At 60.2% G+C, this 12,845-nt stretch carries 11 protein-coding genes, 2 tRNA genes and 1 riboswitch; of the genes, 2 read left to right on the forward strand and 11 right to left on the reverse strand.

From position 1 onward, the window contains the following. Window positions 1–69: 69 nt before the first annotated feature. The 6 genes from AC1EJZ_RS04620 to AC1EJZ_RS04645 all read right to left on the reverse strand — a co-directional run bounded on the left by AC1EJZ_RS04620 (window position 70) and on the right by AC1EJZ_RS04645 (window position 7,521). Entirely contained in the window at window positions 70–1,137 is a 1,068-nt protein-coding gene (locus tag AC1EJZ_RS04620) for an ABC transporter substrate-binding protein (RefSeq protein WP_083314392.1), read from the reverse strand. Then, complete coding sequence (locus AC1EJZ_RS04625; protein ID WP_480294021.1) at window positions 1,134–2,288, reverse strand: phosphotransferase enzyme family protein; 1,155 nt, start codon at window positions 2,286–2,288, stop codon at window positions 1,134–1,136. Before AC1EJZ_RS04625 ends, AC1EJZ_RS04620 begins: the two co-directional genes overlap by 4 nt. A gap of 24 nt (window positions 2,289–2,312) precedes the next feature. Beyond that, window positions 2,313–2,418, reverse strand: a riboswitch (TPP riboswitch). Window positions 2,419–2,516: 98 nt separating this feature from the next. Further along, window positions 2,517–5,414, reverse strand: coding sequence for a translation initiation factor IF-2 (gene infB / locus AC1EJZ_RS04630; RefSeq protein ID WP_480294022.1), 2,898 nt, complete (start codon window positions 5,412–5,414; stop codon window positions 2,517–2,519). A 110-nt stretch (window positions 5,415–5,524) separates the two neighbouring features. Then, on the reverse strand, window positions 5,525–5,839 hold the full coding sequence (locus AC1EJZ_RS04635; RefSeq protein WP_074026152.1) for a YlxR family protein: 315 nt from the start codon (window positions 5,837–5,839) through the stop codon (window positions 5,525–5,527). A gap of 20 nt (window positions 5,840–5,859) precedes the next feature. Next, the gene (gene nusA / locus AC1EJZ_RS04640) at window positions 5,860–7,011 is read right to left on the reverse strand and encodes a transcription termination factor NusA (RefSeq protein ID WP_480294023.1); all 1,152 of its coding nucleotides are present in this window, start codon (window positions 7,009–7,011) and stop codon (window positions 5,860–5,862) included. Between the two features lie 6 nt (window positions 7,012–7,017). Next, window positions 7,018–7,521, reverse strand: coding sequence for a ribosome maturation factor RimP (locus AC1EJZ_RS04645; RefSeq protein WP_285014555.1), 504 nt, complete (start codon window positions 7,519–7,521; stop codon window positions 7,018–7,020). Window positions 7,522–7,590: 69 nt separating this feature from the next. On the opposite strand from AC1EJZ_RS04645, the gene AC1EJZ_RS04650 reads away from it, so the two are divergent. After that, window positions 7,591–8,721, forward strand: a complete 1,131-nt coding sequence (locus AC1EJZ_RS04650; protein ID WP_480294024.1) for a hypothetical protein — start codon at window positions 7,591–7,593, stop codon at window positions 8,719–8,721. A gap of 140 nt (window positions 8,722–8,861) precedes the next feature. Here the strand turns inward: AC1EJZ_RS04650 and AC1EJZ_RS04655 are convergent. Continuing rightward, window positions 8,862–8,935 (reverse strand) — tRNA-Ile (locus AC1EJZ_RS04655). Between the two features lie 148 nt (window positions 8,936–9,083). Here AC1EJZ_RS04655 and AC1EJZ_RS04660 point away from each other — a divergent pair. Further along, window positions 9,084–9,467 (forward strand): hypothetical protein, encoded by a 384-nt coding sequence (locus tag AC1EJZ_RS04660; RefSeq protein WP_480294025.1) that lies wholly within the window; start codon window positions 9,084–9,086, stop codon window positions 9,465–9,467. Window positions 9,468–9,580: 113 nt separating this feature from the next. On the opposite strand, the gene AC1EJZ_RS04665 is transcribed toward AC1EJZ_RS04660, so the two are convergent. From AC1EJZ_RS04665 to dnaG, 4 genes are all read right to left on the reverse strand, one after another. Then, window positions 9,581–9,652: transfer RNA gene (locus AC1EJZ_RS04665), tRNA-Asn, on the reverse strand. Window positions 9,653–9,822: 170 nt separating this feature from the next. Continuing rightward, on the reverse strand, window positions 9,823–10,326 hold the full coding sequence (locus AC1EJZ_RS04670) for a hypothetical protein (protein ID WP_480294027.1): 504 nt from the start codon (window positions 10,324–10,326) through the stop codon (window positions 9,823–9,825). Between the two features lie 27 nt (window positions 10,327–10,353). Next, on the reverse strand, window positions 10,354–10,836 hold the full coding sequence (locus AC1EJZ_RS04675) for an S-ribosylhomocysteine lyase (RefSeq protein ID WP_058236406.1): 483 nt from the start codon (window positions 10,834–10,836) through the stop codon (window positions 10,354–10,356). Window positions 10,837–10,844: 8 nt separating this feature from the next. Continuing rightward, window positions 10,845–12,836 (reverse strand): DNA primase, encoded by a 1,992-nt coding sequence (gene dnaG / locus AC1EJZ_RS04680; protein WP_480294029.1) that lies wholly within the window; start codon window positions 12,834–12,836, stop codon window positions 10,845–10,847. Between the last annotated feature and the right edge of the window lie 9 nt (window positions 12,837–12,845).

Genomic DNA, 12,845 nt, shown 5'->3' on the forward strand with positions numbered 1-12,845 from the left:
GAAACTGCCCCGGTGGTGTTGGTCGCGCTCACGTGCAGAGACGGCGGTGCGGTACCTCGCGGGCATCTGTTACTTCACGAACTCATTGGTGACGATGTCGTCAGCTGCGATCGGTTCGGTGACCGCAGTCCCCTTCTCGTCATACACGAGGCCCTGCTCGACAATGAATGCCAGGTAGGTGTTCCAGCGATCAATGTCGGCAAAGCCCACACCACCCTTTGAATCAGGCCAATACTGTGTGGAGAGTATTTCCTGGCTGCGGGTGACCAGTTCGGGATCAAGTTTGGCCTGTGGGTTGGCATCGACCAGAATTTTCGCCGCTTCATCGGGGTTATCCTTGGCGAACTCGTAGCCCTTTTGTGCTGCCTGCACGAAGGCGCGGACAAGGTCGGGATCCGATTCGATCAAGTCGTTGCGCGTCGAAATGCCGATCATTGCCGGAGTGGTGGGAACGTCATAGTCGGCGGGCTGGAACATGTGCAGCTTGGTGCCCGACAGTTCTGCCTCAATTGCCTCCCACGTGCTGAGAACCTCAGCAAAATCCGCCTGGCCTGATTCCAGAGCCGCCATTGCCTGCGCGCCCACAATGACGCGGTCAAATTCGCCTGTCCCGCCATCGTGCTGAATCATCATCTGGGTGGAGATATGGGCCGAATCGCCCGAGTAGTCTGCAATTGTCTTGCCGTCCAGATCTTTTGGACGGGTGATCCCCGAATCTTCCAGAACTCCCACGCCATAGGAGGACTTTTGCTGAATATTCAGCACCATCGTCAGCCCAAGGTTGGCGGCGTGAGCCGATGCCAGTGCATCTGCTCCCGAGATTCCAAAATCAGCGCCCTTCGCGCTGAGGACAGCGTCAACACCTGACTTGGAGAAGCCCATGATGTCCACATTCAATCCGGCGTCCGCGAAGTAGCCTTTTTCCTGGGCGACGAACAGTCCAGTGTGATTCGTGTTCGGTGTCCAGTCCAAGATGACGGACACATCACGCATCTGTCCAGAGGCCTGCGAAGCCGACTGGCCGGTGGCGTCGGCGCCTGACTGGTCAGCTGAGGACATATCCGACGATCCGCCTGATGAGCATGCGCCCAGCATGGCGACGCTGAGGAGGAGGGGCAAAAGCCTGGTTGTTTTCATGATCTCTCGATTGCTAGTTGGGTAACTGTGCGGATAAATTGAGTGCCGGATTCAGTGGTGAACCACCGGTGATGAGCATCCATCCCGATCGTGTACGCCCAATCCGACGTACGCCCCGGTATCGGGGCACGCTGGTCATACTCGATAACAGCGAGTTCGAACTCGGTGTTCGACACTGCCACCATCGGCGCGAGCATGCGAGCCTCCTCGCGCATCAGTGGGTACTGACTGACATACCCGTCCAGAAGGTCGCGCACCACCTGGGGACGCCACGCATTTTCGATACCTTCAGTGATGGTCAGCCAGTCGATCGCGTGACGTTCAATGAGCTGTGCCAGATCGAACAGCGACGGGTTGGCGTATGCCAGCCCAAAATCAAAGACACTGGTGATGACGGGACCCTGCCTGGTGTCCTTCCACATCGTGTTGGACACGTGCAGGTCGCCGTGTGTCCAGTAACGAGGGCGCTCCCGCAGCGGCTCAAGGGCCCGCGCAAAAGGAGCGACAACTGCCAGGTCACCAGCCAGGTCACGGCCGGTTCTGGACACATAGTTGGCAACGATGGGGTGCGCTTCGCACCAGGCTTCAAGACGGTCAAACGGATCACCGAGCATGAGGTCCATGCGCGACTGGTAAGGATTGGGCGGTGCGACCACTGCCGGAATCTTTTCAGAGGCGCGACGAAGCTGCCCCGCCACTCGGCCGATTTCCACGCTCTCTTCGCGTGTGTACGGCGGCATCCAGCTGGTCGTCGCACGGTAACGGTCTTCACCCGGCGCGCATTCGCTCACTTCCCAGACCCATCCGCCCATCGTCAGACATGTTCTGCCGGTATCGAAGGTGAAGAAGCGCGGCGTCGGGAAGGCGCCTGCGGCGAGCCGGTTCACATAGTCATGTTTGACACACAGGTCGTATTCGCTGATCAGGTGGGGCGCATAGCGTTTGATGAAGACGCGTGTTCCACATGCCAGCTGGGCGATACATGCCGAGGCCATTGGACGCGCCGAGTGAGTGAGGACCTGCGGGCACTGGGCAGAAGCACCCGCCAGATGCGGCATATCCACCAGGCGCTCTTCCAGCGCCGCCACATCCTGATCTGAGATCAGTGGCCACACATTGTTAATGATGTCGAGTTGTTCGTCTCGATTCATTTGCGGCTCCTCGTGCTCACCAATGCGCACGACTAAACCGCGTTCCTACGCCAGCATGATCTGGTTCAGGTATAACGGTCGGAGAATTTTCCCTCTCAGCCCGCCTGTCCGGGCTCCCGTGCCCCCTCACCATACCATCAGCTGCACGTCATACGTAAAACGAGGGTGCCCCACCCTCACATAGTGGATGGGTCACCCTCGTCAATGGGACAGGAAACACGGTGCGAACTAGTCGCGAGCCTTTTCCTTCATTTCCCACGTTTCGATGATGTCGCCCTCGGCAATGTCCTTGAAGCCCAGGGTGATACCGCATCCGTAGCCTTCGCGAACCTCGGTGACATCGTCCTTTTCGCGGCGCAGCGACGCGATCTCCAAATCGGGAGCAACCACGACACCGTCGCGAACCAGGCGGGCCTTCGAGCCGCGGCGAATGATGCCGTCACGGACAATGGAGCCTGCGATGTTACCGAACTTGCCGGAGCGGAAGACCTGGCGGATCTCAGCCGTGCCCAGCGCGACCTCTTCATAAATCGGCTTGAGCATGCCCTTCAGGGCCGCTTCGATATCGTCGATGGCTGCGTAGATGACCGAGTAGTACTTGATCTCCACGCCTTCCGCGTCGGCCATTTCAGCCACGCGCTCAGCCGGACGCACGTTAAAGCCGATGATGACCGCGTTATCGACGGTGGCCAGGTTGACATCGTTTTGCGTAATGGCTCCGACGCCGCGGTGGATGATCCGCAGGGCAACTTCGTCGCCCACGTCGATACGCAGCAAGGAATCTTCCAGAGCCTCAACGGCACCGGACACGTCACCCTTGATGACAAGGTTGAGGGTGTCAACTTCACCTTCCTTGAGAACCTTATCGAAGTCTTCGAGGGTGACGCGCTTGCGACGCTTGGCCAGCAGTGCTGCGCGCTCGGCAGCTTCTCGCTTGTCAGCGATCTGGCGGGCGGTGCGGTCATCGGATGCCACAAGGAAGGAGTCGCCTGCCCGTGGAACTGATGTCAGGCCGATCACCTGCACCGGTCGTGACGGACCGGCTTCCTGCACATCCTTGCCATACTCGTCGAACATGGCGCGCACGCGTCCGGAGGCGGATCCCACAACGAGGGCGTCTCCCACGCGCAGCGTTCCACGCTGGACCAGCATGGTGGCAACCGCACCACGACCACGGTCAAGGTTCGCTTCAATGGCGACGCCTCGCGCCTCGGTGTCAGGGTTTGCCTCCAGGTCAAGTGCGGCATCCGCTGTCAGGAGGACTGCTTCGAGCAGGTCACTGATGCCGGTGCGCTGCTTGGCGGACACGTCCACGAACATGACGTCGCCGCCATATTCTTCAGCCACAAGGTTGTATTCGGTGAGCTGGGAGCGGATCTTATCCGGATTGGCATCTTCCTTATCCACCTTGTTGACGGCCACAACGATCGGCACGTCCGCTGCCTGCGCATGGTTGATCGCTTCAACGGTCTGCGGCATGACGCCGTCATCGGCTGCGACCACCAGGATCGCAATGTCCGTTACCTTGGCGCCACGGGCACGCATAGCGGTGAAGGCTTCGTGACCAGGCGTGTCGATGAATGTGATGGGGCGGTCCTTGCCCTCCATATCCACCGTGACCTGGTAGGCGCCGATGTGCTGGGTGATGCCACCGTGTTCGGTGTCGACGACGTCGGTGTGCCGGATGGCGTCCAGCAGCTTCGTCTTACCGTGGTCGACGTGACCCATGACGGTGACGACCGGTGGGCGCGGCTTGAGGTGCTCTTCATCATCAAGTTCTTCGGCCTCAAGGTCGATATCGAAGGACTCAAGCAGTTCGCGATCTTCGTCTTCTGGGGAAACGACCTTAACGTTGTAGCCCAGTTCGTCGCCCAGTGTTTCAAAGGTGTCCTGATCCAGTGACTGCGTGGCCGTTGCCATTTCACCGAGGTGGAACAGAACAGTCACCAATGCTGCCGGATTGACGTCGATCTTTTCGGCAAGATCAGCCAGGGATGCGCCCTGACGGATGCGAATCTCCTGGCCATTTCCGCGAGGAATCTTCACGCCGCCGATTGTCGGTGCACTCTGCTCTTCGTATTCCTGCCGCCTTGCACGCTTGGACTTGCGTCCGCGACGCGAGCCGCTTCCACGGCCGAATGCGCCCGGTGTGGAGCCGCGACCACCGCGACCGCCACGGGGACGGCCACCGCTCGGGGGCGCAAATGCACCTGCGTGTGCGCCGACTCCTGGGCTGTTGTGACGTGAATTGTTGGAACGTCCACGTCCGCCACGTGACGGGCGGTCAGGCTTGGCGAACCGTGCCTGATCGGGCATCATCATCGGGTTTGGATGGTTGCCGCCGCGTGAACGGTTCGGGCGTTCAGCGCGGTGCTCGCCACCGCCGGAGCGGTTCGCGTGCGCAGCGCCACCTTGTGTGCCGCGACCACCGGGCCTGTTGGTGCGCTGGCCACCGCGTGTTCCACCAGGTCGAGGCATACCTTGCGTGGATGCGAAGGGATTGTTGCCTGGGCGTGGCCCGGCAGGGCGCGGGCCGGGACGAGGTCCTGGGCGCGGTGCCGACTGGCGGCCATGAGCCTTGGAATCTGAAGCCGATGCTTTCTTGGCGGATTGGGGGCCGGGCTTGGGACCAGATTCTCCCGACGACACCGGTGCCGATGCGTGAGCATCGCCTGATTCCTGAGTATCGCGAGGTCCCGGTTTCGCCGCTGCAGCTGCCTTCTTGTCAGCTGCGTGCGCTACCGGTCCTGGCTTCGGTGCTCGCGTCTTGGCCGGTTTCTTTTCTGACTTTCCGGTCGGCGCATCATCACTGGCCGCACTGCTTTCTGGCTGTGCCAGGTCGGCAGGTGTGGACGCAGTGGACGACTTCCTGGTCGACTTACGAGACGCAGTAGTTGTCTTCGCAGCCGTTTTCCTTGTTTTCTTGGGTGCCTTCGCCTTCTCGGATTCTTCTGTGTCCTGAGGCGCAAGGGAGGCGTAGTGTTCACGCACGGCTCGAACCACTGGCGGTTCCAGAGCCGAGCTTGATGCCTTGACGAACTCTCCGCTATCGCGCAGGTACGCCAAGAGTTCTTTGCTGGCAATGCCGAGCTCTTTGGCGAGCTCGTGTACACGCAACTTTGCCACAATTCTCCTGTCCGGATCCGTCTCCGAACTGGAGACGGGACTTATCGTTCTTGCTGGCAGCTCATCGCTGGGTACTCATCGGGTGCCCATCAGCTTCCAACCCGCTTCCATTACTCGATGTCCAACGCACGGTGCGTTGCTGACAATGTGATCGTGTCGATCAGGTGATCCCACTGGTCCTCCCCCACGGTGTGAGGCAGGCGTAATGCATGTTCGAGGGCTCGCCGTCGGCGGGCCTTCTCCATGCATGTCGCATGTGCGTGAATCCACGCACCACGACCTGGCAGGATGCCTTTTGGATCCACCTGTGCGGATCCGTCGTGAGTCGCCACCATTCGAACCATGCTCGAGGGGGCGCCTCGCTGCCGGCAGCCAATACATGTGCGAATCGGGCCTGAATGGTCATGCGTCTCCACCGCACACATACTAGTCCAGCCCAACCAGTCTAACTGAGGTCGGCGTCCGTATTGGAATCTGTATGTGAGCGACTGGTCACGTCGTCCTCGTCCTCGTCCTCGGCAGTGATGTCGAGTGCGTCGGTGCCGCTACCATCTGACACGCTGGCAGCCTCGTCACCTCCATAGGGCATGTCAGGCATCGATGAGCGTGACGCCTCCATCTTTCCGTCCGCATCCGTGTCGGAGTGAATATCAATGTGGAAACCTGTCAGACGCGCAGCCAGTCGAGCGTTTTGTCCCTCTTTGCCGATTGCCAGTGAGAGCTGGAAGTCAGGCACAACGGCGGTGGCGGTGTGATTTTCAACCGAGTGCACGACCACTCGGCTCACGCGCGCCGGAGACAGCGCGTTGGACACGAAACGAGCAGGATCTGCCGACCAGTCAACGATGTCGATCTTTTCACCACCCAGCTCAGTCATCACCGAGCGCACACGCGACCCCATCGGCCCAATGCATGCTCCCTTGGCGTTGACACCTTCACGTGTTGCGGCAACGGCGATCTTCGTGCGGTGGCCCGCTTCGCGCGCAACGGCCTTGATCTCCACCAGACCCTGCTGGATCTCAGGAACCTCGCGTTCGAACAGGCCGAGCACCAAGCCGGGGTGGGTTCGTGACAGGACGATTCGCGCACCACGTTCGGTGCGTTCAACCGACACGACGTAGGCGCGGATCCGCTCATTGTGATGGTATTCCTCGCCCGGAACCTTTTCTGAATCCGGCAGCACGGCCTCGAAGTCGTCCGATAGTTTCACCAGCGTCAGGTGGCGTTCACGTGCCTGCTGGACAAGGCCGGTGACGATCTGCCCGGTCTTGGATGCGAAGTCGCCCAGAACTTTCTGATCGTCGGCGTCTCGCAGCCGCTGCATGATCACCGAGCGCGCAGTTGCCTGTGCGATGCGCCCAAAGTTGGAGGGGGTGTCATCGAATTCACCGATCGGGTTGCCGTCGTCGTCTTCTTCGGTCGCCATGACGGTGACCCGCCCTGAACGCTTGTCGATCTCAATGCGAGCTTTGCGGATAGCGCCCGGGATGTTGTGATACGCCTTGAGCAGCGCCTCTTCGATCGCGTCCACAAGAGTATTGAGATCTACACCTTTTTCCTGCTCCACCATTCGGAGCGCTGTCATGTCAATTTCCATGATCCCTCACTTGTCTGACTTACCCGTGCCAAGCTCGACGCGCGGACGCGCCTTCTTGATCGTGTCGTATTCAATGGTAACCGGCTCACCATCGACCACCAGAATGACCTGCTGATCAGCCACTTCGGACAGTCTCCCCTCAACGGTGTTCCCGTCGCGAAGCTTGACGCGGATGAGCCGTCCGATCTGTCTGCGCCAGTGCCGCGGCTGCGTGAGTTCACGCTCGGCTCCCGGTGTGGACACTTCCAGAATGTATTCACTGTCAATCGGGTCGGCCTCGTCCATCGCCAAGGAAATGGCTCGTGAGACCTGCGCGAGTGTGTCGGAGTCAACTGACTCGTAGGAGTCTGCAGACGTGTCCTCACCGTAATCCACGCTGATGCGCACAATCGGACGCGCCTGGGGGCCGACGACCTCGATCTGATCGATGATGAGTCCGCACGTGGCGACGACGGGCTCCAGTATGCGCCTGATCAGATCCTGATCTACTGGCTGAGCGGGTTGTGCCACAGTTTCTTCCTTCCGAACGACACGCCAATATTCACTAGTTTAGCCACATGCGCATGCGATGATGACACCGTGAAGTTTTCCTCCAGCCTGCACCGCCACTCGTTTTACCATTTGGCGAGGGCGGCGTGCGCAAGCGCCGCGATAGCTGCCATCGCCGTGACACTCACGGGCTGCGGGGTTCACCTGGAATCGGCGCAGGGCTCACTGCCTGAGCTGACAGCGCCCCAGCTGGTGCGCGATCGTGCTGTTCGCGCGGATTGGGCAATTGCCGCTCGTGCCGACGAGCTCGCTGATCTGGCCGGACAGTGTGAGCCGTGCCAGAAGGCGTGGCGCGATGTGGCCGACCGTGCCGCGCAGCGAGTCGAGTCACTGGGAGGCGTATGGGATCCGTGGCCTGATGGTGCCCCTGAGGGCGCTGACTTGCCCGATCCGATCGCTGAGGCTCCCGTTGCAGCGGATGCATTCGTCGCCTGGATGGCGGCCTGTGCTGTACGCGACTTGTCATCCGTCGCTGATCCTGCCCTGCTCAGTGATGCCGATGCACGCATACTTTCCAGGGTCGCGGCGGCGCGCCTGGCGGATGCGACCACGCTCGGTGCGGTTGTGGGCGTTGATTACGGTGAGGGCGCATCAAGCGTGCTGGCACTGGCGAACCGGATTGCGGCTCGGACTTTCGGGGATTCTGCGGGCGGGTCTGCTCGTGATGGCGTGATGCGCGCGGCTCAGGGAATTTTGGATGCCCAGGAGGTTGCGCCTGTCGACACAGGCACCGTCCTCTTTGCGCACCTGGCACCCGCTGACCAGGGCATGCACAGCGATCAACGCGACTTCACTGAAGATGCTGACGTGTCCAATGCGGTGCGCGTATGGGACTGTGTCGGTCAGACTCTTCCTGCCCTCCAGGTGGAGGGCGAGGGGATCGCTGACGCATCTGCCACGGTGGATCGATTGTTGGAACGCACGCGAGTTGTCCTCAACGCTGGCGTGGACGATACGCGCGAGTTCCGGTGCCATCTGGAAGAGTCGTCACCTCAGTCACTGGATGCGTTGATGCTGGCAACGGATCTGACTCTGGTTGATTCCGCCGATGCGGATGTGCGCGCTCTGGGGGTGCGCAGCCTGGCCGCTGACATTGTGGCAGGAGCCGCATCGGGCAGTGCTGACATGTCAGACGCCCTCGATGCAGCCTTAAAGCAGTAACGTTTCTGTCCCTCACGTACTGCGGTGTGCGTGATACCTGCCCGCGCATTGTTCGCCTGTCATGCGCGGCGTCCAGTTGGGGGCCTAGTATGCGTATCCCATCACCGTCTGGGCAGGCGCTTGTCGTTGTGATTCTGCGGTGCCCCGACCGGGGCTCGAACCCGGGACAAACGGATTATGAGTCCGCTGCTCTAACCGACTGAGCTATCAGGGCAGATCTAGCCTAACCGCTTTAAGGCTTCGAAAGCGAATCGCGCCTGAGCGCAAATGCCAGTGGTGTGGGTCATACTGTGCACCACGATGACAGGAACGCAAAACGAACCAGTCGCTGCCTTACCCCAATCATCCAGAGGAGTTTACTCATGAACCAGTTCACTGACGTTCACGCACTAGCTGTCAAGCTCTACGATGCCCTCGGCGCGTTCCGTGAGAACGCCGACGAAGATGAGGCCACATTGTGGATGCTGTACCAAACCTTAGCCGGGTGGCTGGCGAGCATGCTGCGCCATAAGGCTGCTGACGACCAGGTCGAACAGACACTTGCAGCGATCGCGCTGCGAGACGCACTACGAGAGTTCACGTTCGCAAGCTGCCTGGCATATGGCCAACTGATGAAAGTGATCCGCGAAAGCGGTGAGGACCTGAATGATCTCGACACATCGGAGTTTGCTAGTCTTCACGACATCATCGAGGAATGCCTGACCGAAAGTAGGCTGACGCTGGGAGATCGCCTCACGAACAATTAAGCAATGATTGTCCGGGGAGCGTTCGGGGACGTGGCCTACGCGAGAGTAAGGCGAGGAGCCACTGTTCGGCCAATTGGAGCACGTCGATTGGCCCAAGTCAGGGCAATAAAAAGCTCCCGCGACTGGATTCGAACCAGTAACCGTCCGATTAACAGTCGGATGCTCTGCCGTTGAGCTACGCGGGATCAACGCATTGAAGTCTAGCGACTGATGACCAAAAGGGGCAACTTGAAAGAGGTGGTGTATCCCTCACTTTGTTGCACGTGCCAGTACAGCACTGCTCACGCGCCAACGGCCAGGGTGAGTGGCTCAGGCTCACATTCGCACGCTCATGTGAGGCCGCTGCTCGGTCTCGCTAGTCGAGGCCGACACCTTCACGCACATCCCGTTCAAGCGCGTCCGCCTGATGCGCTTCCTCACCGGTTAGCGGCCCATCCGACACGAGTGTGGAGAACAACTGCCCATCAGCAGTTCGACGGATTGCAGCAGTCACTGTCGCACCCGAATCAACCGTCACCGAACGTTGAGTCACGATCGACTGCGACACAGCTTCACTCATAAGCGCCATAAAACGCTCTGGGTCCTCACTGATCGTGACGCCCGTGAACGGTTCGCGGTCGGGATCGACCCACGTGACGCTCAACGTCCGCTTCTCAGCGTTCCAGCGCGCATGCTGAACTTCGTACCACATGGCAGCGAGGTGGACACCCTCGTCACTGGCGACGAAAAATGCGTACTTGCCGGCGATGACTACTCGCCCGTCCTCGAGGCGCTCACATGGAGCACTCGCATCATAGGCGGGCAGATGCTGCGCAACCGTGGAGGAAAGCTGGCTGTGAGAAGGTTTCGAAGGTGTCATAGCAGTGAGGATATCCGCAACGGTGATCTAGTTCGCGTCCAGAAGCTGACGCTCGTAAGGATCAACGCTCAAGCCGGCATCGATGATGGAGCGAGCCCACTCGCGAGCGCTGAACAGCGAGTGATCACGGTAGTTGCCACACGACTTTTCATCCGTACCCGGCACATCGTCCCACGCGACGTCTTCGGCAATGGCGCGAAGAGAATCGGTCACTACGCGCGCAATGTCCTCCACTGCCGGTTCTCCCCACGTAATCAGATGGAACCCGGTACGGCAACCGAACGGTGAGCAGTCAATGATTCCGTCCATGCGGTCACGCAGGAGTGACGCCAAGAGGTGCTCAATCGTATGCAACCCCCCGGTGGGGATGGCGTTCGCGTTGGGCTGGACAAAACGAAGATCGAAATTCGAGATCACGTCACCGGCAGGCCCGCTCTCACGATTGATGAGCCGCACGTAAGGCGCGCGCACAGCCGTATGATCGAGCTGGAAACTTTCCACTTCCGCCATTTCTTCTCCTAATTCTGCTCAGCGAACGCTCGCCGCCGCTCTTCACATTTCATCAACTCTGTGAAGGTCTCAGCATAGCGCTCATCATCAGAGTTCATACGCTGCAGTTTCGCATGCAGCTCGGCACTTCGACGCGTCAGATCCATCCGCACCATCGCAGCAATAATGCCGCGCGAAAACGAACGCATTTGATCGGGACGGTCCTGCGGCAAGGGTGCGACAGCCAGCTGCGTGACAACCGCATCGACAACCGGCCCGGCGCTTTCACGAATCGCTTCGGCAAATTTCTTCGTCGCAGCAGCTTCCGCCGCGTCCCCCCTGCCCATCGAGTCTTCTGCTAGGGTCAGCATGTCAGTAAAGGTCTGCAGCCCGCCGATAGCGCGCACAGCGTCGTGAACTGCCCTGTGAGCAGGCACCGTGAACGCTTCCCCACCCAGTTCCTCAAAACCGGAATCCACCACGTCGACTGGGCGTTGAATCAACACCTCAAGGGCCTGGCGCTCCAGGTTCGCCACCGGATCGTCCATCACTGCTGCAGGCACTCGTCCAGGCACGCCCGTGCCCGCCATGTCCATTGCTGAGGGCGACGTGTAGCTGCACGCCTGCGCATAACGACCATCCTGATTGGACGCCATCCGCGGCGCGGTGCGCACCGACTTGGCCACATCTCGCATATCCATGCCGAGCCAGCCTGCCAGTGAACGCGTGTACTCGTTACGCAACGCCCTGTCCTTGATCCCGGCCACCACGGGAGAGGCAGCGTGCAACGCGGCAACGCGACCTTCAGCAGTGTTCAGGTCCTGCAGGCGCAGCAACGAGCGGATGACAAACTCGAACAGCGGTGTGCGCGAATTGACCAGGTTCAATACTGCCTGATCACCGCTACGAAGCCGCAAGTCACACGGATCCAGGCCGGATGCCTCCACGGCGACGAAGGTCTGCGCGGAGAAGTTCTGATCCTCACCAAAGGCACGAAGCGCCGCCTTACGACCGGCCTCATCACCGTCAAAAGTGAAAATAATTTCTCCACCGTGAGCACGCCCCGATGAGAGCACCACTCCAGCCGCAGGATCAGCACTGTCGCCAAGCAAACGCCGTACGATCTTGACGTGCTCGGAGCCGAACGCAGTGCCGCATGTGGCCACCGCAGTGACTTCCCCAGCCACATGCGCGGCCATCACATCGGTGTAGCCTTCCACAATGACGATGCGTCGACGCCTGGAGATTTCACGCTTGGCCAGGTCAAGGCCGTAGAGAACCTGCGATTTGTGGTAGATCGCTGTTTCCGGAGTATTCAGATACTTCGGAGAATTCGTGTCAGAATCGTCCAGGCGCCTCGCACCGAACCCGACGGTCGCACCCGTAATGTCGCGGATCGGCCACATCAGGCGCCCTCGGAAACGATCGTAAATGCCGCGGTTTCCCTGACTGGCCAGGCCGGCGGCCAGAATCTCCGCATCCGTGAATCCACGCGAGCGCAGCAGACGCGTGAGCGAATCCCACGATTGTGGAGAATACCCGATCCCGAACTGCGCACTGTCGGGCTGCGAAAAACCGCGGTTGGCCAGGAAAGCGCGGCCTGGCTTTGCCTCGTGAGACATGAGCTGTTCGCGGTAGAAATCCTCTGCCACGTTGTGGGCATCCAGGAGGCGCTGACGCTTCCCCGGTTCTTCCTCGCGTACCCGCCGGCCGCCTTCTTCATAGTGCAGCGTGATCGAGTAACGCTGGGCGAGCATCTCGACGGCTTCAACGAAGCTCATATGGTTGATCTTCTGGATGAAGCTGATAACGTCTCCACCCTCACCACATCCGAAGCAGTGCCACAGGCCGACTACGGGGCGCACGTGAAACGAAGGGGTCTTCTCATCGTGGAACGGGCACAGGCCCTTCAATGCGCCTACACCCGCACTCTTCAAGGTGACGTGTTCGCCTACCACCTCTTCGATCCGGCAGGCTTCACGCACCGCCGCTATGTCTTCTCGACGGATCATGCCAGCCATGGCTTCAGT

This window comes from Pauljensenia sp. C0170B5 (genome assembly GCF_056590195.1).

Bases quoted from the DNA above. Each gene is read 5' to 3' on its own strand.
- AC1EJZ_RS04620 (WP_083314392.1), bottom strand. From the start codon at position 1,137: ATGAAAACAACCAGGCTTTTGCCCCTCCTCCTCAGCGTCGCCATGCTG.
- AC1EJZ_RS04625 (WP_480294021.1), bottom strand. From the start codon at position 2,288: ATGAATCGAGACGAACAACTCGACATCATTAACAATGTGTGGCCACTG.
- AC1EJZ_RS04635 (WP_074026152.1), bottom strand. From the start codon at position 5,839: ATGTGTGCGGTGGAGACGCATGACCATTCAGGCCCGATTCGCACATGT.
- nusA (WP_480294023.1), bottom strand. From the start codon at position 7,011: ATGGAAATTGACATGACAGCGCTCCGAATGGTGGAGCAGGAAAAAGGT.
- AC1EJZ_RS04660 (WP_480294025.1), top strand. From the start codon at position 9,084: ATGAACCAGTTCACTGACGTTCACGCACTAGCTGTCAAGCTCTACGAT.
- AC1EJZ_RS04670 (WP_480294027.1), bottom strand. From the start codon at position 10,326: ATGACACCTTCGAAACCTTCTCACAGCCAGCTTTCCTCCACGGTTGCG.
- AC1EJZ_RS04675 (WP_058236406.1), bottom strand. From the start codon at position 10,836: ATGGCGGAAGTGGAAAGTTTCCAGCTCGATCATACGGCTGTGCGCGCG.
- dnaG (WP_480294029.1), bottom strand. From the start codon at position 12,836: ATGGCTGGCATGATCCGTCGAGAAGACATAGCGGCGGTGCGTGAAGCC.